This window comes from Bradyrhizobium sp. BWA-3-5, from assembly GCF_032917985.1.
GTDB lineage: Bacteria > Pseudomonadota > Alphaproteobacteria > Rhizobiales > Xanthobacteraceae > Bradyrhizobium.
This window is the reverse complement of sequence record NZ_CP136626.1, coordinates 3911509-3931243: the sequence shown is the minus strand read 5'-3', so window position 1 is coordinate 3931243 and position 19735 is coordinate 3911509. Positions and strand designations below refer to the sequence as shown.

Annotated in this window: 22 protein-coding genes; 16 read left to right on the top strand and 6 right to left on the bottom strand. The window is 63.1% G+C overall.

The genetic code is table 11. The features are described 5' to 3' along the window. Positions 1-262 precede the first annotated feature (262 nt). Positions 263-772: a DsbA family protein gene (locus RX331_RS18990; protein WP_317257965.1), complete on the top strand. Its 510-nt coding sequence runs from the start codon at positions 263-265 to the stop codon at positions 770-772. A gap of 80 nt (positions 773-852) precedes the next feature. Beyond that, positions 853-1818, top strand: coding sequence for a tripartite tricarboxylate transporter substrate binding protein (locus RX331_RS18985; RefSeq protein WP_317257964.1), 966 nt, complete (start codon positions 853-855; stop codon positions 1816-1818). 3 nt (positions 1819-1821) lie between these two features. Here the strand turns inward: RX331_RS18985 and RX331_RS18980 are convergent, their stop codons facing one another. Further along, on the bottom strand, positions 1822-2223 hold the full coding sequence (locus RX331_RS18980; RefSeq protein WP_317257963.1) for a PilZ domain-containing protein: 402 nt from the start codon (positions 2221-2223) through the stop codon (positions 1822-1824). A 101-nt stretch (positions 2224-2324) separates the two neighbouring features. Between RX331_RS18980 and RX331_RS18975 the strand changes: the two genes are divergently transcribed. Further along, the gene (locus tag RX331_RS18975) at positions 2325-3527 is read left to right on the top strand and encodes an acyl-CoA dehydrogenase family protein (protein WP_317257962.1); all 1203 of its coding nucleotides are present in this window, start codon (positions 2325-2327) and stop codon (positions 3525-3527) included. 382 nt (positions 3528-3909) lie between these two features. On the opposite strand, the gene RX331_RS18970 is transcribed toward RX331_RS18975, so the two are convergent. Continuing rightward, positions 3910-4704: a Spy/CpxP family protein refolding chaperone gene (locus RX331_RS18970; protein ID WP_317257961.1), complete on the bottom strand. Its 795-nt coding sequence runs from the start codon at positions 4702-4704 to the stop codon at positions 3910-3912. Positions 4705-5216: 512 nt separating this feature from the next. Between RX331_RS18970 and RX331_RS18965 the strand changes: the two genes are divergently transcribed. The 7 genes from RX331_RS18965 (at position 5217) to RX331_RS18935 (ending at position 12685) form a co-directional block, all read left to right on the top strand. Beyond that, positions 5217-6557 carry an ABC transporter substrate-binding protein gene (locus RX331_RS18965; protein ID WP_317257960.1) on the top strand — a complete coding sequence of 447 codons (1341 nt, stop codon included), beginning with the start codon at positions 5217-5219 and terminating at the stop codon, positions 6555-6557. Between the two features lie 141 nt (positions 6558-6698). Next, positions 6699-7637 (top strand): sugar ABC transporter permease, encoded by a 939-nt coding sequence (locus RX331_RS18960; protein ID WP_317257959.1) that lies wholly within the window; start codon positions 6699-6701, stop codon positions 7635-7637. Then, the gene (locus RX331_RS18955) at positions 7637-8548 is read left to right on the top strand and encodes a carbohydrate ABC transporter permease (RefSeq protein ID WP_317257958.1); all 912 of its coding nucleotides are present in this window, start codon (positions 7637-7639) and stop codon (positions 8546-8548) included. Before RX331_RS18960 ends, RX331_RS18955 begins: the two co-directional genes overlap by 1 nt. 4 nt (positions 8549-8552) lie before the next feature. Then, a complete protein-coding gene (locus tag RX331_RS18950; protein WP_317257957.1) occupies positions 8553-9653 on the top strand; it encodes a sn-glycerol-3-phosphate ABC transporter ATP-binding protein UgpC in 1101 nt (366 codons plus the stop codon). Between the two features lie 28 nt (positions 9654-9681). Continuing rightward, a complete protein-coding gene (locus RX331_RS18945; protein WP_317257956.1) occupies positions 9682-10671 on the top strand; it encodes a hydroxyacid dehydrogenase in 990 nt (329 codons plus the stop codon). 61 nt (positions 10672-10732) lie between these two features. Next, a complete protein-coding gene (locus RX331_RS18940; RefSeq protein ID WP_317257955.1) occupies positions 10733-12157 on the top strand; it encodes an amidase in 1425 nt (474 codons plus the stop codon). Between the two features lie 120 nt (positions 12158-12277). Next, positions 12278-12685: a hypothetical protein gene (locus RX331_RS18935; RefSeq protein ID WP_317257954.1), complete on the top strand. Its 408-nt coding sequence runs from the start codon at positions 12278-12280 to the stop codon at positions 12683-12685. 17 nt (positions 12686-12702) lie between these two features. On the opposite strand, the gene RX331_RS18930 is transcribed toward RX331_RS18935, so the two are convergent. Then, positions 12703-13215 carry a DUF1993 domain-containing protein gene (locus RX331_RS18930; RefSeq protein WP_317257953.1) on the bottom strand — a complete coding sequence of 171 codons (513 nt, stop codon included), beginning with the start codon at positions 13213-13215 and terminating at the stop codon, positions 12703-12705. Positions 13216-13326: 111 nt separating this feature from the next. On the opposite strand from RX331_RS18930, the gene RX331_RS18925 reads away from it, so the two are divergent. The 3 genes from RX331_RS18925 to RX331_RS18915 all read left to right on the top strand — a co-directional run bounded on the left by RX331_RS18925 (position 13327) and on the right by RX331_RS18915 (position 15621). Continuing rightward, positions 13327-14103 carry a transporter substrate-binding domain-containing protein gene (locus tag RX331_RS18925; protein WP_317257952.1) on the top strand — a complete coding sequence of 259 codons (777 nt, stop codon included), beginning with the start codon at positions 13327-13329 and terminating at the stop codon, positions 14101-14103. Between the two features lie 187 nt (positions 14104-14290). After that, positions 14291-15139: a DUF2147 domain-containing protein gene (locus tag RX331_RS18920; RefSeq protein WP_317257951.1), complete on the top strand. Its 849-nt coding sequence runs from the start codon at positions 14291-14293 to the stop codon at positions 15137-15139. 104 nt (positions 15140-15243) lie between these two features. After that, a complete protein-coding gene (locus RX331_RS18915) occupies positions 15244-15621 on the top strand; it encodes a hypothetical protein (RefSeq protein ID WP_317257950.1) in 378 nt (125 codons plus the stop codon). 11 nt (positions 15622-15632) lie between these two features. Here RX331_RS18915 and RX331_RS18910 read toward each other — a convergent pair whose 3' ends face one another. Together RX331_RS18910 and RX331_RS18905 are read right to left on the bottom strand one after the other, a co-directional pair. After that, the gene (locus tag RX331_RS18910; RefSeq protein WP_317257949.1) at positions 15633-16037 is read right to left on the bottom strand and encodes a cupin domain-containing protein; all 405 of its coding nucleotides are present in this window, start codon (positions 16035-16037) and stop codon (positions 15633-15635) included. Between the two features lie 23 nt (positions 16038-16060). Beyond that, entirely contained in the window at positions 16061-16759 is a 699-nt protein-coding gene (locus RX331_RS18905; RefSeq protein ID WP_317257948.1) for a ribonuclease activity regulator RraA, read from the bottom strand. A 227-nt stretch (positions 16760-16986) separates the two neighbouring features. On the opposite strand from RX331_RS18905, the gene pxpB reads away from it, so the two are divergent. The 3 genes from pxpB to RX331_RS18890 are packed head-to-tail and all read left to right on the top strand — an operon-like array spanning position 16987 to position 19570. Beyond that, positions 16987-17718, top strand: a complete 732-nt coding sequence (gene pxpB / locus RX331_RS18900) for a 5-oxoprolinase subunit PxpB (RefSeq protein ID WP_317257947.1) — start codon at positions 16987-16989, stop codon at positions 17716-17718. Next, the gene (locus tag RX331_RS18895) at positions 17715-18764 is read left to right on the top strand and encodes a biotin-dependent carboxyltransferase family protein (protein ID WP_317257946.1); all 1050 of its coding nucleotides are present in this window, start codon (positions 17715-17717) and stop codon (positions 18762-18764) included. Before pxpB ends, RX331_RS18895 begins: the two co-directional genes overlap by 4 nt. Positions 18765-18793: 29 nt before the next feature. Beyond that, positions 18794-19570 (top strand): 5-oxoprolinase subunit PxpA, encoded by a 777-nt coding sequence (locus tag RX331_RS18890; protein WP_317257945.1) that lies wholly within the window; start codon positions 18794-18796, stop codon positions 19568-19570. On the opposite strand, the gene RX331_RS18885 is transcribed toward RX331_RS18890, so the two are convergent. Then, positions 19567-19719, bottom strand: a complete 153-nt coding sequence (locus tag RX331_RS18885) for a hypothetical protein (RefSeq protein ID WP_176721835.1) — start codon at positions 19717-19719, stop codon at positions 19567-19569. The genes RX331_RS18890 and RX331_RS18885 overlap by 4 nt on opposite strands. Between the last annotated feature and the right edge of the window lie 16 nt (positions 19720-19735).

Here is a 19735-nt window from a genome sequence, read left to right as displayed (position 1 = left end):
ATGAATGGATCGCGATCAATTCGCGGTCAACTGCGATCCGGTCGAGATGGCCCTTCGCTCGCAAAACCAGTAGAATGATCAACAGGCCGCAGCTACTGCTTGCGCGCCTTTTCCCCAATACGTTTCGGAGTAGCCGTTGAACGTTCGTTGTCGCATTGCCTTCGCTGCCCTCCTTGCCTTTGCATCGCCGGCCGTCCAGGCCACCGCCCTCGCACAAAGCGCAATTGCCGCAGCGGTTGCAAAACCGGTTTCGCTGCCGGACATGGCCATCGGATCCGAGAACGCGCCGATCACCATCACCGAATATTCATCGATGAGCTGCCCGCACTGCGCAGCCTTCGGCCAGAACGTATTTCCGATGCTGCGTTCAAAATATATCGATACCGGCAAGGTGCGTTTTGTGTTTCGCGAATTTCCGCTCGACATCAAGGCCGCCGCGGCTTCGATACTGGCACGCTGCATTGGCAAGGGCGATTCCGAAAAGTATCTCGCCGCCGTCGAGATGCTGTTCAAGCTGCAGGACCAGCTGATGACGCAGACCAAGGCGACGCTGCTCTACGTCGGTAGGCAGCACGGCATGAGCGAAGAGGACGTCAAGACCTGCGAGGAAGACAAGGCGCAGTTCGACAAGCTGAATGCCGACCAGCAATACGCCGTCCGGGAAGTAAAAATCGCGGCAACGCCGACCTTCTTTGTCAACGGCATGCGGCTTCAGGGCTCGATGTCGTTCGAGGAATTGGAAGAACGGATCAAGCCGCTGCTGGCGAAATAGCGTTCCCGCGCCGCCGGCCCCTTGCCGGGCGTCGCGGTCTCGTCGATGATGTCTGCAACAAACATATCGGGGAGAACGCCATGGCCGCGGCTTTACGGGCAGCATTGGCAGCGGCATGGCTGCTAGCCGGCGCCGCGGCAGCGGCGGAGAATTATCCAAGCAGGCCGGTGCGCGTCGTGGTCGGCTTTCCAGCCGGCGGACCAACCGACGCCATCGCTCGCATCGTGGCGCAGAAGCTGACCGACAATCTCGGCCAGCAATTTTACGTCGAAAACATCGGCGGCGCCGGCGGCAACACCGCAGCCGGCCAGGTCGCCCGCGTGACGCCGGACGGCTACACCATCATGGCCATCAGCACCGGCTTCGTCGTCAATCCCAGCCTCTACGCCAAGGTGCCGTATGATGCGGTCAAGGATTTCGCGCCGGTGACGCTGGTTGCGGTCTCGCCGAACGTCGTGGTGGTCAATCCACAGGTCGCGGCCAAGACGCTGCCGGAGCTGGTGCAGCTTGTCAGAGACAACCCCGGCAAATACAGCTTCGCCGGGCCCGGGGTTGGATCGACGCCGCATCTCGGCGGCGAACTGTTCCGGCTCGCCTTCAAGCTCGATCTGGTGCACGTGCCCTTCACGGGTGCCGGCCCGGCCATCCAGGCAACGGTCGGCGGACACACGCCGATCGCCTTCACCGCGCTGCCGCCTGCCCTGTCGGCGGTGCAGAGCGGACAACTGCGCGCGCTCGGCGTGGCGTCAACCGAACGTGCGGCTGGAATGCCTGACGTGCCGACCTTCGCCGAACAAGGCGTGAAGGATCAGGAAGCCGACACGCTCACAGGCATTGTCGCGCCCGCGGGGACGCCGAAAGAGATCGTCGATCTGCTTTATCGCGAGATCGCCAAGATCGTTGCCCAACCGGACGTCAAGGAGCGCCTGACGACGCTCGGCTTCAAGGCGGTTGCGAATACGCCGGAGGAGTTCGGCGCGCGGATCAGGCTGGAAATGGACAAGTGGGGCAAGGTGGTGCGCGACGCAAAGCTGCGGATCGAATAGCGTTCAACGCCTGCCGTCCGCCGGCGGCGGTTCCGCAGTCGCCCCAGCGTCGATAAAGGTCAGACCCACGCGGTTCTGCTGGATCCAGGTGACCCGGCACCGATGCACGATCGATGAATCCTTCGCCATCACCAGGCGAAAAAGCTGCGGGACGAAGGCCGGGTTGTCGACATCGATCGCCGCGCCCTCGCGCGAGATGTTCCGTACCACGCAGGGAATGACGGAGCCACCCGACGAAACATAGGCAGGCTCGTTGATCTCCGTTCGCGGATGCTTTCGTTTTTCTTCCATTTTGTCGCGTCCCCGGATCGATCCCAGCCTGATCGCAAAGCTATCGCAAAATGTTAAACAAGTCGGCGCTGTCGCCGCGCTCCATTGTGCAGGGCGGCACAAAACCCCGATCATGTACGCAGACGCGCTTCGCCTCGCCATGCTCTTGCCGATAGCGGCAATGGCACGATAGCCTCCCAATAATCAGCGCACGGAACGGCAGTGGATCGGCAGGCATGGCCCTGAATACGACAATTGCAAACTCCGCCGATCTTGCCGGCGATCCGGCCATCATTGCCCGGGCCGAAGCCATATGCGCCGACGTCGCGGCTGCCTCAGACGACATCGAGAGCGCGCGCCGGCTGCCGCCCGCACTGCTCGACAAACTGCACGACGCCCAATTGTTCCGCCTGTTGCTACCCCGCTCGACCAACGGAATCGAAACCGACCCTGTCACATTTTTCCACGTCATCGAAACCATTGCGAAAGCGGATGCTTCCACGGCCTGGTGCCTGAGCCAGGCCGGCGGCTGCGCGATGTCGGCGGCCTATCTCGACCTGCCGGTGGCGCAGGCGATTTTCGGCGATCCGCGGGCGGTGCTGGCATGGGGGCCCGGTCCCAAGGTGCGCGCGGTGGAATGCGAGGGCGGCTACCGGGTCACCGGGGTGTGGTCCTTTGCATCCGGCGGCCGGCACGCGACCTGGCTCGGCGCGCACTGCCCGATCTATGCCGCGGACGGTTCACCCAAATGCGACGCCAATGGCATGCCGCTCGAACGTACGATGCTGGTACGCGCCGAAGACGTCGAATGGACCGACATCTGGAACACCGTTGGCCTGCGAGGCACTGCCAGCGACCAGTTCGCGCTCAAGGATTTCTTCGTGCGCGCGGACCACTCGATCATCCGGGAATTCGACCGCGAATGCCGCGAGCGCGGCCCGCTGTACCGGATGAGCAATCATACCTGCTACCAGGTCGGCTTTGCCGGCGTCGCCTGCGGCATCGCCCGCACCGCGCTCGACAATTTCGTCGAGACCATGCGCAACAAGGTGCCGCGCGGCGCCAGGGTGTCCTTGCGGGACAATGCGGTGGTTCAGAGCAACCTCGCCCAGGCCGAAGTCAATCTGCGCGCCGCGCGCGGTTACGTGCTGCAGTCGATGGCCGACACCTGGAAAGATCTCCAGGCGGGCGCGACGATTACCGTGGCGCAACGCATGAACATCCGCATGGCCTCGACCAACGCCATTCACAAGGCGCGCGAGGCGGTTGATTTCGCCTACAATGCCGCCGGCGCGACGGCGATCTTCGAGGATCATCCGCTGGAGCGCCGCTTCCGCGATATCCATACCGTGACCCAGCAGTTGCAGGGCCAGCTCAGGCACTTCGAAACCGTCGGCGCCTGGATGATGGGGGTCGAGACCGACCTCAGCTTTGTCTAGCGTCACCGAGCGGAAGTATGAAGATACCGGCCGATGCAATCATATCGCCTTTGCCGCGACGGATGTCGATGGCGTGCGCGACAGCAGCTGGAAGGGATCCGACTTTGCGCGAGAGCCCCGTGCCGCGCACTGGCGGTACGAGCACCCGATCCGGCCGGCTTAACGACGGCCTGCCTGATGTTGCGGGGCAACACTGGCGGTGAAAGAGCGAAGTTCCCGACAACGCCGCGAGTGCGCCACGACTAAGGCGCCAGTCCGTCAGGGTTCCTCCATCATTGCAGTGAGATTGGAGAGGCCGCGCCGCTGCGGCAGAGTAGCCGGGTGCCGCGCCTTTCAACCTACCCCAGGGCATGCGTGCCCGGCTATTCGCTCGGCCCGCCGGCTAATCCAGCCCGCGCTCGTGGCTCAGCTTGACCATTTCCTGAATGAAAAATTCCTTCTGCTTGTCGCTGAGGCTGGCGAACAGCGGTTCGGCTGCGTCAGCCACGTTGCGCTGATCGACGGCACGGTCGTTGAGGAATTGGGCTTCGTTGCGCATCTGCTCGATGATGTCATCAGGCGGATCGCGCTTGGCGCGGGCGACCCTCAGGTTGAGGCGCTCGGCCCCGTTATGGCCGAGATAGTGCATCGCACTATTGAAGCCGGCCCAATGCTTTTCCTGCTCGGGCGTGAGGTTCAACTCCTTCTTGATCCGCTCGATATTGGCGTCACTGGTGGCGACGATCTGCTCGGCTGTCAGTTGCGGCGCGGCGGGCTGTGTGAGCACGGCCGGCTGCTGCGGTTGCTGCCTGGCAGCGGTCTTCGTCGCCTTGCTGCCCTTCGCCGGTTTCGCGCCATCGCCCTGCTTTGCGACCTCGCCTTGCTTGAGCGCTTCGCCCTGCTTGGAAGGTTCACCCTGCTTGGCATCCTTGGCCGCAGGCGCCTGCCCGCCCTTGTTGTTGCCTCCGGTGAAAACGCCGGTAACGCCGGTGACCACACCGACGACGCCGCCGATCGCGCCGCCCAGCACGCCTCCGACGGGACCGGCCGCCTTGTTGCCTTCTCGCGCCCCCTGCTGCACGCCCTCTACCAGCCCCTGCGCATTGACGGCCGGTGGCGACCTGACGGCCAGCAGGGCGATCGCGCCAAGCGCAACAAGCAATCGCGACGGCATCGCAATGTGCTGAGAACGATCCATTATTTGGTCTCCATCATCGATCGGTAAATTCGGCATGCGGTCGCCGGCGGCGCGTCGAGAATCCCGCCGAGAATCTTGCCGAGAATCCCTTGGCTCAAGCTATCGTTTCCGCCCCAAACTCGTCCACACTTGCACCTGCCGGTTCCACGGCATGAACCGCCGCTCGATATGGGAAGGTTACCCGCGCACCCCGCCTCGCTGCGGCGCAAGCGCACACCCCTTAGGCAATAGCGAAGACAAAGTTTAGGCAATAGCGAAGGCAAAGTGTGCGGCGCAATATTGCCGCGCAAATTATCGACGATCCATAGCGACACGCCATCGTCACTCCCGCTGCCGGGAATTTCCACGCAACGTTAGTTCAATGACAGCGACGATGTGTTTTCTCGACAGAGGCAAACAATTCTGGTCTGATCCAATTACAAAATCTCCGCTGGCTCCGCCTCGACGCGGCTCCCTCCGGACGGAGAAAAAGAACAAAAAGCAAAATATGCTCATCAAAGAGGAAACGCCCCATGTCACGCAGGATGCTTTCTCGCCGACAGTTTGTTGCCGCAACCGCGCTAACATCCGCTGCCCTTATAACCGCGCCTTATGTGCGCGGCGCCCGTGCCGCCGGCAAGCTCTCGATCGGGTTCTGGGACCACTGGGTTCCCGGCGCCAACAAGGCCTCTACCGATATCGTCAATGAGTGGGCCGAGAAGGAAAAGGTCGAGGTCACGATCGACTACATCCCGAGCCAGGGTAACAAGAACCTGTTGACCATAGCCGCTGAAGCGCAAGCGAAGTCCGGCCATGACATCTTTGCGATGCCAACATGGTGGGCCCATGCCAATGCCGAACAGTTGGAAAATGTCAGCGATATCATGAAGCCGATCATCGCCGAGAACGGCGAGGTCAACGGCACGGCAAAGTATCTCGGCACGGTCGGCGAGAAATGGCTCGGCGTTCCCGCTTGTGTCGGCAGCCAAATCAAGGGGCCCTGCTCCCGCATCGATTTGATGAAGAAACATGCCGGCATCGATGTGCAGGCGATGTATCCAGCCGGCTCCGAGCCAAAGGCCGACAACTGGACGCTCGAAACATTCCTGAAAGCGGCCGAGGCCTGTCACAAGGGCGGCGTGCCGTTCGGCATCGGGCTCGGTGAGACCACTGACAACGTCGATACCGCCGGCGCGATTTTCCTGTCCTTCGGCGCGCAACTGGTGGACGCCAAGGGCAATTTAACCGTCAAGACGGATGCCGTTCGCCAGGCCCTTGAGTTCTACAAGAAGCTGATCGCTTTCCTGCCGCCGGACGTGGCCGCTTGGGACGACGCATCCAACAACAAATGGCTGGTCTCCGGCAAAGGCGCCATGATCATGAATCCGCCAAGCGCCTGGGCGGTCGCCAAGCGCGATGCACCGCAGGTCGCCGAGCAGTGCTGGACCCACGGCTTCCCGGCCGGTCCAAAAGGCCGCTTCGCACCCTACCTGCCCTATTTCTGGAGCATCTGGAATTTCTCCAAGAATAAGGAGGCCGCGAAGAGCCTCTTGGTGCAGCTCTCCAAGCCAGCCGCCATCGAGAAGATGGTGAACGCGAGCGGCGGCTATGACTTGCCGGCCTATGAGAAGCTGACCACCCTGAAGGTATGGCAGGAGGAAGGGCCGCCGAAAGGCACGCTCTACCACTATCCAAATCCCTACAAGCACCAGACCCTTTCCATCGCGGCCTCGCCCGCTCCGCCCAAGATCGCACAGCAGATCTATGCCCAGGCGACGCTGACCAAGATGTGCCTGCGCTATTACCAGGGCGAACCGATGGAAAAGACGCTCGCCTGGGCCGAAGGCGAGTGCGAAGGCTTCATGCGAAGCTAGCATGCAAGCATATCGCCGCGACGGCCGTAGCGTATCGGTTGTCGCGGCGAATCCGTCTTACGCAAGGGCAAGGGAGCGCCGCTGCCATGCGGCTCCTCCGGGCCCCCTGGATCTACAATTATCGCCTGAGAAAGGTGCATCATGGCTGATGTGGCATTGCGGCCCGAAAGCGCGGGCGTAACGCAGCCGGCACGAAAGCGGTCCAGCCTGCACAAGGCGTTGAAGCGAAAATCGACCGCAGCGTTTCTGATGACGCTTCCGCTGATCCTGCTTATTGCGATTCTGGTGATCTATCCCGCATTCTACTCATTGCATCTCTCCACCCTTAACAAATCGATGCAGCGGTTCATCGGGCTTGGCAATTTCGAGTTCCTGTTCAAGCGCGACACGTTTTGGCTGGTGGTCAAGCAGTCCTGCATCTTTGCGATCTCGGCTGTGATCTTCAAGGCGCTGATCGGCTTCATCGTGGCGCATTTCGTTCACAACATCCCTGCGAAAGGACAGCGCAAATGGCGCGGCATGCTGCTGGTACCGTGGGTGATTCCGCCTGCCATGAGCACGTTGGCCTGGTTGTGGCTGTTCGATCCCTCGTATAGCGCCTTCAACTATACGCTGTCGTTTTTGGGAATAGGACCGATCCCCTGGACAGGTGACGCTGCCTGGGCGCGCTTCTCGGTCATTCTGGTCAACATCTGGGTCGGCGCCCCGTTCTTCATGATCATGTACCTTGCGTCGCTCAAATCGGTGCCCGACCAGCTCTATGAAGCCGCCGCGATCGACGGCGCCAATTGGTGGCAGCGGATCTGGTACGTCACCCTGCCGATGATGCGTAACATCATCGCTATCACGACGCTGTTCTCGCTGATCGTCACCTTCGCCAACTTCGACATCGTGCGGATCCTGACCGCCGGCGGGCCGCTCGATCGTACCCACATCTTCGCTACCTGGGCCTTCCGCGTCGGCATCGAGGGCAGCGATATTCCGCTGGGCGCGAGCGTCTCCCTCTTCATGGTGCCGATCCTGGCGATCGCGGCGATCTTCATCCTGAGGGACGTCAACAAGCGCGGAAATGAATCCTGATGAGTACGGTCACGATCGACAAGGCGGCGCCGACCCGCAAGGTAAAGTACGGCAGCATGAGCCGCGACCGCACCTGGGCATTGCGATGGTCGTATTTCTTTCTCACGCTGTTCGCGATTTTCTCGCTGCTGCCGCCCCTCTACATGCTGATCACCTCGCTGAAAAGCAGTGCGGAGATATCGGCCGCGACCAACCCCTGGTGGGTCTTCCATCCAACCCTTGAGAACTACACCGGGCTGTTGACGTCGAACCAGTTTCTGCGGTTCTTCTGGAATTCTGCCATGGTGTCGATCTTCGTGGTCACCATCACCATGCTGATCAGCGTGCCCGCAGCGTTCGCGCTGGCGCGGATGCGCTTCTGGGGTTCGGCCACGCTCGCGACCGGCGTGTTCCTGACTTACCTGATCCCGGACAGCCTGCTGTTCATTCCGCTGTTCAAGGTGTTCGCGCTGTTCGGCGACTGGACCGGTATCCAGCTCATCAACCGCTGGTACGTCCTGCTCTTCATCTATCCGACCCTGACGGTGCCGTTCTGCACCTGGATCATGATCGGCTACTTCGCCTCGATTCCCAAGGAGCTTGACGAGGCGGCCATCATCGACGGCGCTTCCTGGTTTCAGACACTGACGCGTATCTTCATTCCGGTGGCATTACCGGGGATCATCGCCGCGACCATCTTCGCCTTTACCGTCTCCTGGGCGCAGTTTCTCTATCCGCTGGTGTTCACGACCTCGACCGACCAGCTCGTGCTCCCGGTCGGAATCATTACAAGTCTGATCAAGGGCGACGTCTTCAATTGGGGACAGATCATGACCGGCGCCCTGCTCGGCGCGGCACCGCCCCTCATCATCTATGCCTTCCTGATGGATTATTACATTGCCGGCCTGACCGCCGGTGCGACAAAGGGCTGATCTCATGGCTGACGTGACGTTGCGTAAGGTCGTTAAACGCTATGACGAGGTCGAGGCGGTGCGCGGTATCGACCTCGATATCGCCGACCATGAGTTTGTCGTGCTGGTGGGGCCCTCGGGCTGCGGCAAGTCCACCACGCTGCGGATGATCGCCGGACTGGAGGATATCTCCGACGGCGACATCATGATCGGCGGCGACGTCGTCAACGACGTGCCGCCGAAGGACCGCGACATCGCGATGGTGTTTCAGAACTACGCGCTCTACCCGCACATGACGGTCGCCGAAAACATGTCGTTCGGGCTGCGGCTGAAGCGCTACCCGAAGGCCGAGATCAAGAGCCGGGTCGACGAGGCCGCGCGCATGCTCGACATCTCAGAGCTCATCGACCGCAAGCCGAAGCAATTGTCCGGCGGCCAGCGCCAGCGCGTCGCGATGGGCCGCGCCATCGTGCGTAACCCAAAGGTGTTTCTGTTCGACGAGCCGCTGTCCAACCTCGACGCCAAGCTCCGCGTGCAGATGCGGATCGAGATCAAGAAGGTGCATCAGAAGGTTCGCACCACCACGGTCTATGTGACCCACGACCAGGTCGAGGCGATGACGCTGGCCGACCGCGTCGTGGTGATGAACCACGGCCGGATCGAGCAGATCGGCACGCCGAACGAACTCTATCACAAGCCGGCGACCAAATTCGTCGCCAGCTTCATCGGCTCCCCGGCGATGAACTTCATTCCCTGCCGCCTGGAGGATCTTGCCGGCAAGCTGCATGTCCGCCTGACCGATCGCATCGCCTTCCCACTGCCGCCGGCCCGCGCTGCCCGTTATCAGGGCGTTCTGCGTACAGAAAAATTGCTGCTGGGGCTGCGGCCCGAGCACATCACCGAGGCCAGACCGCACGCTGAGCCGGGCGTGGAGCCATTCGACGCGGTGCTCGACGTCACCGAGCCGATGGGAATGGAGACCTTGATCTATTTCACGCTGGAAGGCTCCCAGGTCTGCGGCCGGGTCAATCCCAATGCCGGCGCGCAGGATGGCGCCCCGCTGCGATTGGCTGTGGACCTCAACAATATGCACCTGCTAAACGAGGTGACCGGCGTCGTCCTTTGACGACGCACAGGAGATCCAAGGGCAGGAAATGGCGACCAACAAGAAGAAAATCTTTATCACGGAATCGATGTCACAGCAGGGAAGAGCGCTTCTTCACGCGCGCGACGACATCGAGCTCGTCGAATTTCCCAACATGATTTCGCAGGACGATTTCAACGTCAAGCTGAAGGCGCATGCGCCGGTCCATGGCGTCGCCCTCGGCGGCACCCGCTTCGGCGAGCCTGAGCTCGAATCTTCTGGGGATATGCAGGTGGTGACGCGGATCGGCGTCGGCTTTGACGCCGTCGACGTGCCTGCGCTGAGCCGCCGCAAGATCCCGCTGATGGTGGCGGGCACCGCCAATTCGCCTTCGGTCGCCGAGCACGCGCTGTTCATGATGCTGACGCTCGCCAAGCGTGCGACCGAAATGCATTCGCTGGTCAGGGACAACAAATGGGCCGATCGGCTCGGCATGCTGCCCTACGACCTCTTCGGCAAGACGGTTCTCATCGTCGGCTTCGGCCGCATCGGCACCCGCACCGCCAAGCGATGTCTCGCGATGGAAATGAACGTCCTGGTATTTGACCCCTACAAGTCCGCCGCTGACATCAAGGCCGCCGGTTGCGAACCGGTCAGCGACCTCGACGCGACACTGCCGCGCGCCGACTTCGTCACCATCCATTGCCCGAAAAATCCGGAGACCGTCGGCATGTTCAATGCTGACAGGCTCAACCGGATGAAGCCGACCGCCTATCTGATCAATACGGCACGCGGCGGCATCGTCGACGAGGCCGCTCTGCACACGGCGCTGACATCAGGCACGCTCGCCGGCGCCGGCCTCGACGTTTTCGCGCAGGAGCCGCCGCCAGCCGGCCAGGCGCTGCTGGCCCTGCCGAACGTCATCACGGCGCCGCATGTCGCCGGCGTCACCGTGGAAGCCGTCGACCGGATGAGTGAACAGACCGCCCGCAATATCCTGAGTGTTCTGGATGGCGACCCGCTGCGCCAGAACGTGATCAACCAGGATGTGCTCGGCTAGGTCCATCCAATGACACTGGGCGCGGCCGGTCCGCCGACCGGCCGGCAAGCGAGGTGTGCGCATGGCCTTCAAGGAATACGGTAACTACGACGCGGTGGGACTCGCGGAGCTCGTTCGCAACAAGCAGGTCACGGCCAAGGAATTGCTCGACGAGGCCATTGCCCGCACGGCAAAGGTCGACCCGCAGATCAACGCCGTCGTCGTCAAGCACTATGACTATGCCGAGCGCCAGGTCGCCCGCGGCCTGCCCGACGGCCCTTTCACAGGGGTGCCGTTTCTCCTCAAGGACCTTGATCTCTTGGAGGGCACGCGCACGACGTCGGGAGCCACGGTGCTGAAGGACTATGTCGCCGACCACACCGGGACGCTGGCGCAACGCTTCCTCGATACCGGCGTCTCCATTTTCGGCAAAAGCTCCAGTCCCGAATTCGGCCTGATGCCGACGACGGAGTCTCGCCTGTTCGGGCCAACCCGCAACCCCTGGAATCTCGAGCATTCTTCCGGCGGGTCGTCGGGCGGTGCGGCAGCCGCGGTCGCAGCCCGCATTCTTCCGGTCGCACATGCCAGCGATGGCGGCGGCTCGATCCGGATTCCCGCCTCCGCCTCCGGCGTGTTCGGCCTGAAGCCGACGCGGGCCCGCAATCCGCTCGGCCCCGATCGGGGCGAAGGCTGGGGCGGATTTTCCTGCGGCCATGTCGTGAGCATCAGCGTGCGCGACAGCGCAGTCATGATGGACGCGGTCCATGGCCCCGAAGCGTCGAGCCCATATGTCGCACCGCCGCCGGAGCGGCCGTATTCGCAGGAGGTTGGCCGCAACCCCGGCCGGCTCCGCATCTCCTTCACCGACAAGTCGCCTTATGGCGACGCCATTGATCCGGAAATCGCGGCCGCCGTGCGTGAGACCGCAAGCCTGCTGGCGGGGCTTGGCCACCGCATCGAGGAACGTGCGCCGAAGCTTCCCGCCGATCCGGCCGCGACCATCACCACGATCGTCGGCGGCAACACCGCGCTCACGGTGCGGCTGCTGGAGCAGCGCTTCGGCCGGGAAATGACCGACAAGGATATCGAGATCCTGACGCTGGCGCATGCGCACAACGCCAAAAAAGCGACCGCGACCGACTATGTCGCCGCCCAGCTTGCCGCCTTCCAGATCTCGCGCGCGCTGGCGACCTTCTTTGAAGACTGCGACGTCTTCCTGTGTCCGACATTGTGCGCGCCGCCGCTGCGGATCGGCGAGCTCAACACCATGTCGAGCGATCTGTCGCATATCGCCCCCATCCTGCGCCGCTATATGCCGGGGACCTCGATGTTCAACATGTCCGGGCAGCCAGCAATGTCGGTGCCGCTCGCGTGGAACCAGGCCGGATTGCCGCTCGGCATGATGTTCTCGGCCAGGTTCGGCGATGAGGCGACCCTGTTCCGGCTGGCCGGCCAGCTTGAGCAGGCCCGGCCGTGGAGGAACAAAATACCTCCAGTCTGCGCCTAGCCGCGCCCCAAAAAAGCCACGGATTGACAAAGCCCGGCTTTGTTCGGAAGCAAGGTAGGGGCCCGGGGGCGACAATGACGCTGATTCTGCCCCACGGGCTCGATCCGGAGGCTACCCGTGATGCAAAGCGACCCTACCGACCACGCGCTGGCGACCATCGCCAGCATTCTTGATCCGCAGGAAGCCCGTCGCGTATCCGAAAAAACAGCGGCCGCCGAGCCAAAGCCCGCCATGCCACCTCCCATCCCGGCGGCGTGTCCGCCGCTCGAAGCCCACGGCTACACCAAATTCGGCCCCGGCCCGATGGCGGCGATCCGTTTCAAATGGACCGTCCGCCTCGACAATGGCGACTACTATGTGGACGAGACCATCGGCGAGAATTCCACGCCGATCGTCTCCGGCCCGATGTCACGCGAAGCCGCGATCCAGATGGTGGACGACCGCGAAGGCGAGGCCCGCCGTCGCTTCGAGCAGCTACGAAGCGAGATGGCCGGACTTGCCGCCGCCAGGAAAAGCAGCGAAGCGTAACGGGCTGGCGTGGGTCGCTATCTCGGCGGCCCCAAAAAGTCCTTCTTGGCCAGATCGACGCCGGCATGGCGCAGGATGTCGTACGCCGTCGTGACGTGAAAGAAGAACTGCGGGACGCTGAACGTGAGCAGCAGCGACTTGCCGGTGAATTTCCGCTGGCTCCCGTTCTTGAACGTGAAGACGACTTCCTTGTCGGCTGCGGCGTCGATCTCGCCGCGCGGCAAGGCCTGCACGAAATCGATCGCCGCCGATATTCGCGCCTTGAGCTCGGGGATGTCAGGCTCGGTGTCTGAAAACGTGTGAGGTGCCCGCCCCGCCAGCAACGCGCCGGCGACGATGGCATGCCGGTTCGCCTCTCCCACCTGCTGCTTCAAATTGTACATGGTGGGCGCCAGTCGCATGTTCAGCAGCACGGCGGGATCGATGTTTCGGGCCTCGGCATGCGCCGCGGCTTTGTCGAGAAGAACGGACAGATTTCCGAGATACGGCACGAACACACCGACGGAAGCCTCGTGAAGCGAGATGGTCACGTTTCGATTTCTCCGGCTGGCGATTCTTCGGCTGGCATGGCGTGGTGATCTGGTCTAAATCCGCCATCGCTGTTGAGCGATGTCATCAATTTCGCGCGTGGAGAAGACGTGATGTTTCGTGTGTTGGCCAGTCTTGCAATTGCCGTGCTGTGGACCGTCTCCGTCCACGCGCAGCAGCCCGCTTCCCGCCTCGACGACATCATCAAGCGCAGCACACTGCGCGTCGGCATGACCGGCGATTATCGTCCCTTCACCTATTACGACAAAGACAACTCGAAATTCCAGGGCTTCGACGTCGACATGGCCGAAGCGCTTGGCAAGGCGCTCGGCGTCAAGGTCGAGTTCGTCAAGACGGCGTGGCCACAACTGATGAAGGATTTTGAAGCCGACAATTTCGACATTGCGATGGGCGGCGTATCGATCACGCTCGACCGGCAGAAAAAGGGATTGTTCTCGGCACCGATCATGCGCGAGGGCAAGACGCCGATCGCCCGCTGCGCGGACCAGGGCAAGTATGAAACCATCGCCGATATCGACAAATCAGGCACGCGCGTCATCGTCAATCCGGGCGGCACCAATGAGCGCTTCGCCAAGGCGAACATCAAGAACGCCGAGATCAAGGTCTGGAACGATAACGTCACGATCTTCGACGAGATCGCCAAAGGCAATGCCGACCTGATGATGACGGACGCTTCCGAGACGCGCTACCAGCAGAAGCAGCACGCCGGTGTGCTCTGCGCGGTGCATCCGGAGAAGCCGTTCGACTTTTCCGAGAAAGCGTACTGGCTACAGCGTGACGTGGCGCTGAAGGCGTTTGTGGACCAGTGGCTTCACATCGCGACCCAGGATGGCAGCTTCAGGAAAATCTATGCGACCTGGTTCGATTGATCGCGGAAACGCCCGTTTTTGCTGGAAAATTGACCGTCCATGGGGTGCTATTTATTCTCCCCAGCCGAATTTGAACCGAAGCCGCTAGTACACGACTCATGATTTGAAAGTGATCTGGATCACGCTGGCTGAAGCTATTGCTGACTAGTAGCTTCCGGAGATGGGTTTCCTGCTCAGGAGGTCGTTAATGAAGAAGTGCCTCGCTACCGCCGCGCTTTTGCTGGCGAGCGCCGTCACCGCCGCGCAGGCGCAGTACTCGTTTGAGTATAACGGCCGTACCATCACGATCGATCCCGATCGCGGCACGGTTTCCATTCCCGGCGTCTACGACAATACCAAGAAGAAGCGCGTGCGCGGCGAGGAAGGCAATCTCGATCGTCCGTCCCGGAAAGCGCCGCAGCAGGCGAAGACCGCCCCAGCCGCCCCGCAGGCTGCCCCCGAAGCAACGGTTCCAGCCGCGCCGGCGCCGGCTGAGCAGGCGGCCGCACCAGCGGCGGCGCCAGCACCTGCCGCGCCCACTCCAAGCGAGCCTGCCGCTGCAACAACCGCGCCGTCAACATCGACTGCCGCCGTGGCACCCGCCGATACTGCCGCAGCGCCTGCGCCCGCCCCTCCTGCAGCTCCTCAACCCCCACAGGCTGCTGCTCCGGCCGCGCCGCCGGCTCCCGTCGCCGCGCCGGCACCGCCACCGCAACAAAAGCAGGCGGCCGCACCCCCTGCTCCGGCGCCCGCGGCGGCGAACTCGCCGGTCGGCGTGTGGCTGACGGAGGAGAAGGAAGGCAAGGTGCGGATCGAGCAATGCGGTCCCAATCTCTGCGGCTATTCCATCGACAAGAAGTCGAACCAGAATGGCGAGCAGGTCCTGATCAACATGAAGCCCAGCAAGGACAAGTGGAGCGGCCGGATTCTCGATCCGAACAGTGGCAGCAGCTATGATTCCACGATCGCGATGAAGGGCACCGACACCCTGCGCGTTCAGGGCTGCGCGTTCGGCGGCATGTTCTGCGGCGGCCAGACCTGGACCCGCGTCAACTGACCGGCAGGCGCCCCTCGCATCGATCAAAAGCCCCGCCACTGCGCGGGGCTTTTTCATGGTGATGGCAATCACAGTATTCGCGCAACGACTGTGAGAGGCTGAGCGTGTCCAAACCAAAGGGGCACGCCATGATCAAGTCTCGGAAATCCGCAGTCACTGCTTCGCTGCTTGTTGCGCTGGGTTTTGCGACGCCGTCCGTCGCGGCGACCTTCGATGGTGGCTGGAATGTCCAGATCACCTCCTCGAACGCCGCCTGCCCGAGCAACGCGTCGGTCTCGATCGGCATCAGCAACGGTCAGGTCGCCTCGAACACGCCGACCGTCACGGCCTCCGGTCAAGTGGCCGAAGCCGGCGCGATCCGCGTCACCCTGGCAAGCGGCATGAAGCGTGCGGTCGGCTCCGGCGTTCTCAACGGCACGTCAGGCTCGGGCACGTGGCGCGCGGCCCTGTGCTCCGGCACCTGGACCGCGCAGCGGATGTAACTGGCTGGAAGTCAGCCGACCTTCGCGGAGTACTCCGCGTCGGTCACATGCTCCATCCACGTGACGTAGCTGCCGTCGAGCGCTTCCTGCATGGCGATGTGGGTCATGCTGTTGGTTGGCGAAGCACCGTGCCAGTGCTTCTCACCCGGCGGTATCCAGACGACGTCGCCGGGCCGGATTTCCCTGATCGGTCCGCCCTTGGCCTGCACCCGGCCAACGCCCGAGATGACGTACAGCGTCTGCCCGAGCGGATGCGTATGCCAGGCTGTGCGCGCGCCCGGCTCGAACGAGACGCGGGTCGAAGCCAGTCGTGCCGGTGCCTCGGTCTGAATGATCGGATCCTGCAACACCGTGCCGGTGAAATAGTCCGACGGTGCCCGCCGCGTCGGGCGGGAGCCAGCGAGATGGATTTCCATGGGACTTCCTCTGCTCGTTGTTGTTACTTCTTCGAAGCGGCGTAGCGCGCCTTGGTTTCGGCGTTCATGGGATAGAGGCCCGGCAGTGCCGCGCCGTTGTTCACCTCGTTGACGATCCAGGCTTCCATCCGCTCCTGCTCCGGCCCTTCGGCCAGCACATGGTCGAGCAGCGCCTGCGGGATCAGCACCGCACCGTCCTGGTCGGCGACGACGATGTCGTTCGGAAACACCGCAACGCCGCCGCAGCCGATCGGCTCGCCCCAGCCGACGAAGGTCAGCCCGGCGACCGAGGGCGGCGCCGAGAAGCCGTCGCACCAGACCGGGAGGTTGGTGCCGAGCACGCCTTCGACGTCGCGCACCACGCCATCGGTGATCAGTGCGGCGACCCCGCGCTTGACCATGCGCGCGCAGAGAATGTCGCCGAAGATGCCGGCATCGGTGACGCCCATGGCATCGACCACGGCGATGCAGCCGGCCGGCATGGCCTCGATCGCCGTGCGGGTCGAAATCGGCGACGACCACGACTCGGGCGTGGCCAGATCCTCGCGGGCGGGCACGAAGCGCAGCGTAAAGGCCGGGCCGACCAGCCGCTTCTGGCCGGGCCGCAGTGGCTTGGTGCCACGCATCCAGACGTTTCGCAGGCCCTTCTTCAGCAGAACGGTGGTGATGGTGGCGGTCGACACGCCGGACAGGGTTGCGATGGCTTCGGGGGTCAGGGACATCTGGTCTAAAGGCTCCGGAGAGAGGGATGAAAGGTAGCGCATCTTGCGAGGCGCAGGCATCGCGTCAAGGGCCCGCGACGGGCTTCCTGATCACAACATCTTATCGACGGCATGCACATTAATTTATTGAACTTACTTGCTGATTTCGCGCGAAGCGAATTCCACTTCAGCCTGAAACACGCTACAGCTTGAGACTAGCATAGCAGCTGCGAGACAGTTCAGAGGCCATGGCCGCCACGCTCCCCCCGCCCCGCCTTTTGCCGAGTGGCGACAGCGCCATCACGGTGGAATTCAGCCGGAATATCGACGATGCCGCCAATCGTCGGGTGCTGGCGCTCGACCGTGAGCTGGCAGCGGAGCCGATCGCGGGGATCATCGAGACTGTGCCAACCTACCGCTCGCTGCTGGTCCATTACGATCCCGTGCTGATCGGTTTCGAAAAGCTTGGCGCGAAAATTCTGGCGCTGGCGGAGCGGCCGATGCCGGCAACGACCAGGACGCGGCGATGGCGCATTCCGGTGGTCTATGGCGGCGAGCACGGCATCGACCTGGAGGATGTCGCCAAGTCCCTCAACACCACGCCCGACGACATCGTGGCGCGGCATGTCGCCGGCGACTACCGGGTCGCCATGATCGGCTTCACGCCCGGCTGGTCCTATCTGAGCGGGCTCGCTGACAGCCTGCACATGCCGCGGCGGCAGAATCCGCGTTTGCTGACGCCGGCCGGCACGATCTCGATCGGTGGGGTACAGACCGGCGTGCAGTGCCTCGCCGGCCCGAGCGGCTGGCACCTTCTGGGACGCACGGCGGTCCGCACCTACCAGCTCCACCGCGACCCGATCTTCCTGCTCGAGCCGGGCGACAACGTCACCTTTACGCCCGTCGATGCCAAGACGTTCGCCGAGCAGGACCGCGCCGCTGCATCAGGCGAATTCATTGCCGAGCAGATCGCCTCATGAGCAAGCTCGTCATCGCATTGATCGGCCCGGCAAGTTCGGTCCAGGACGGCGGACGTCCCGGCGCGCAGCGCTATGGCCTGGTGCCGAGCGGCGCGATGGACCGGCTGGCGCTGGCATCAGCGAATACGCTGGTCGGCAATGAACCGTTCACGGCGGCCGTCGAAATCGGTCCGTTCGGTGCCAAATTCACCGCGCGCGGCGGCGCAGTGCGCGTTGCGCTGGCGGGCGCGCCGCGCACTGCCGATATCGCCGGCCGCACGGTGGCGCCGAATACATCGGCGACGCTTGCCGATGGCGAGACGCTGACGTTGGGCTTTGCCCGCGGCGGCTCTTTCAGCTATCTCGCAATCGAAGGCGGCATCATCGGCGAGCCGATGTTCGGCAGCCTTGCGGTCAACGCACGCGCCGGGCTCGGCAGCCCCTATCCCCGCCCGCTGCAGGCCGGTGACGAGTTGCAGACCAAGGCCGCGAGCGGCGCGCCGGAGCGGCGGATCGAGCTGCCTGCGGCAACCGATGCGCCAATCCGGGTGGTCTGGGGTCCGCAGGACGATGAATTCGCCGACGAGACCAAAAAGCTGTTCCTCGACAGCGAATGGAAGATCTCGGCGACCAGCGACCGCATGGGCTACCGGCTCGAAGGTCCGATTCTCAAGCACCTCCATGGCCACAACATCGTATCCGACGGCACCGTCAACGGCAGCCTGCAGGTGCCCGGCATGGGCCAGCCGATCGTGCTGATGCCGGATCGCGGCACCAGCGGCGGCTATCCGAAGATTGCGACGGTGATATCAGCCGATCTCGGACGGCTGGCCCAGATTCCGGCCGGGCGTGGCTTTCGCTTTCGGGCCGTCAGCATGGCCGAAGCGCAGGCCGAGGCGCGAAAATTTGCCGAATTGCTGCGCGCCCTGCCCGACCGGCTGCGCGCCATCGAAAGCGTTGATCTCAATATCGAGGCGCTGCACGATGCCAATGTCGCGGGCCACGCCGTCAACGCCATCGACGCCGGAACCTGGCACGCGGTCACCGACGTTGCGGGACCGGATTGAAATCCACTCACGAGAAGCGGACCAACAATATGACCAGCATCGACCTCAATTGCGATCTCGGCGAAGGATTTGGCGCGTGGGAAATGGGCAATGACGCCGCGATGATCGAGCTGGCGACCTCGGTGAACGTCGCCTGCGGCTTCCATGCCGGCGATCCCGACATCATGCGCCGCACCGTCGAGCTTGCCAAGGCGCGCGGTGTCAGCGTTGGTGCGCATCCCGGTTATCGCGACTTGCACGGCTTTGGCCGGCGGCCGATGCCAGGGTTGAAATCGTCTGAGATCGAGAACCTCATCGCCTACCAGATCGGCGCGCTGCAGGCGATTGCGACCGCCGCCGGCTACAAGGTCACCCACGTCAAGGCGCACGGCGCGATCTCCAATGTCGCCTGCGAGGACGACATGACAGCAAGGGCGATCGCCAACGGCATCAAGGCGGTCGATCCCAACCTGATCTTCGTGGTGCTCGCCAACTCCAAGCTGGTAGCGGCGGGCGAAGCCGCCAATCTGCCGATGGTGCACGAGGTGTTCGCCGACCGCGCCTATGAGGACAATGGCATGCTGGTGTCGCGCAAGAAGCCGGGTGCGGTGCTGCATGATGCCAAGCAGATCGCCGACCGCGTGGTGCGGATGGTGCAGGACGGCGCGGTCGTCTCGGTGACCGGCAAGGTGATCAAGATGCGCACCGACACCGTCTGCATTCACGGCGACACGCCGGGCGCGGTCGAGATCGGCCGCGGGGTCAGGCAAGCGTTGAAGGATGCGGGAATTACCGTCGCGCCGTTCAAGACGGCAATTTCATCCTAGAACGGGTGAACCGAGAGCGTGCCGAACACAATCGCGGCAATGAGCGCAAACGCGCTGTAGAGCGCGGCGGTATGAAAGCCGGTGCCGGAACGGCGGGACACCGAACGTGCGTAAAGGTGCAGGCGGGCTTCCGCCGATAGTTCGCGCATGATCGATCTCCAACGC

Excerpts from the sequence above, each read along its gene's own strand:
- RX331_RS18935 (WP_317257954.1), top strand. The coding sequence starts at position 12,278 with ATGCAAAGCGACCCTACCGACCACGCGCTGGCGACCATCGCCAGCATT.
- pxpB (WP_317257947.1), top strand. The coding sequence starts at position 16,987 with ATGGCCGCCACGCTCCCCCCGCCCCGCCTTTTGCCGAGTGGCGACAGC.
- RX331_RS18980 (WP_317257963.1), bottom strand. The coding sequence starts at position 2,223 with ATGATCGGGGTTTTGTGCCGCCCTGCACAATGGAGCGCGGCGACAGCG.
- RX331_RS18945 (WP_317257956.1), top strand. The coding sequence starts at position 9,682 with ATGGCGACCAACAAGAAGAAAATCTTTATCACGGAATCGATGTCACAG.
- RX331_RS18990 (WP_317257965.1), top strand. The coding sequence starts at position 263 with ATGGCCATCGGATCCGAGAACGCGCCGATCACCATCACCGAATATTCA.
- RX331_RS18920 (WP_317257951.1), top strand. The coding sequence starts at position 14,291 with ATGAAGAAGTGCCTCGCTACCGCCGCGCTTTTGCTGGCGAGCGCCGTC.
- RX331_RS18970 (WP_317257961.1), bottom strand. The coding sequence starts at position 4,704 with ATGGATCGTTCTCAGCACATTGCGATGCCGTCGCGATTGCTTGTTGCG.
- RX331_RS18890 (WP_317257945.1), top strand. The coding sequence starts at position 18,794 with ATGACCAGCATCGACCTCAATTGCGATCTCGGCGAAGGATTTGGCGCG.
- RX331_RS18885 (WP_176721835.1), bottom strand. The coding sequence starts at position 19,719 with ATGCGCGAACTATCGGCGGAAGCCCGCCTGCACCTTTACGCACGTTCG.
- RX331_RS18950 (WP_317257957.1), top strand. The coding sequence starts at position 8,553 with ATGGCTGACGTGACGTTGCGTAAGGTCGTTAAACGCTATGACGAGGTC.
- RX331_RS18985 (WP_317257964.1), top strand. The coding sequence starts at position 853 with ATGGCCGCGGCTTTACGGGCAGCATTGGCAGCGGCATGGCTGCTAGCC.
- RX331_RS18905 (WP_317257948.1), bottom strand. The coding sequence starts at position 16,759 with ATGTCCCTGACCCCCGAAGCCATCGCAACCCTGTCCGGCGTGTCGACC.
- RX331_RS18965 (WP_317257960.1), top strand. The coding sequence starts at position 5,217 with ATGTCACGCAGGATGCTTTCTCGCCGACAGTTTGTTGCCGCAACCGCG.
- RX331_RS18960 (WP_317257959.1), top strand. The coding sequence starts at position 6,699 with ATGGCTGATGTGGCATTGCGGCCCGAAAGCGCGGGCGTAACGCAGCCG.
- RX331_RS18975 (WP_317257962.1), top strand. The coding sequence starts at position 2,325 with ATGGCCCTGAATACGACAATTGCAAACTCCGCCGATCTTGCCGGCGAT.
- RX331_RS18940 (WP_317257955.1), top strand. The coding sequence starts at position 10,733 with ATGGCCTTCAAGGAATACGGTAACTACGACGCGGTGGGACTCGCGGAG.
- RX331_RS18910 (WP_317257949.1), bottom strand. The coding sequence starts at position 16,037 with ATGGAAATCCATCTCGCTGGCTCCCGCCCGACGCGGCGGGCACCGTCG.
- RX331_RS18955 (WP_317257958.1), top strand. The coding sequence starts at position 7,637 with ATGAGTACGGTCACGATCGACAAGGCGGCGCCGACCCGCAAGGTAAAG.
- RX331_RS18895 (WP_317257946.1), top strand. The coding sequence starts at position 17,715 with ATGAGCAAGCTCGTCATCGCATTGATCGGCCCGGCAAGTTCGGTCCAG.
- RX331_RS18925 (WP_317257952.1), top strand. The coding sequence starts at position 13,327 with ATGTTTCGTGTGTTGGCCAGTCTTGCAATTGCCGTGCTGTGGACCGTC.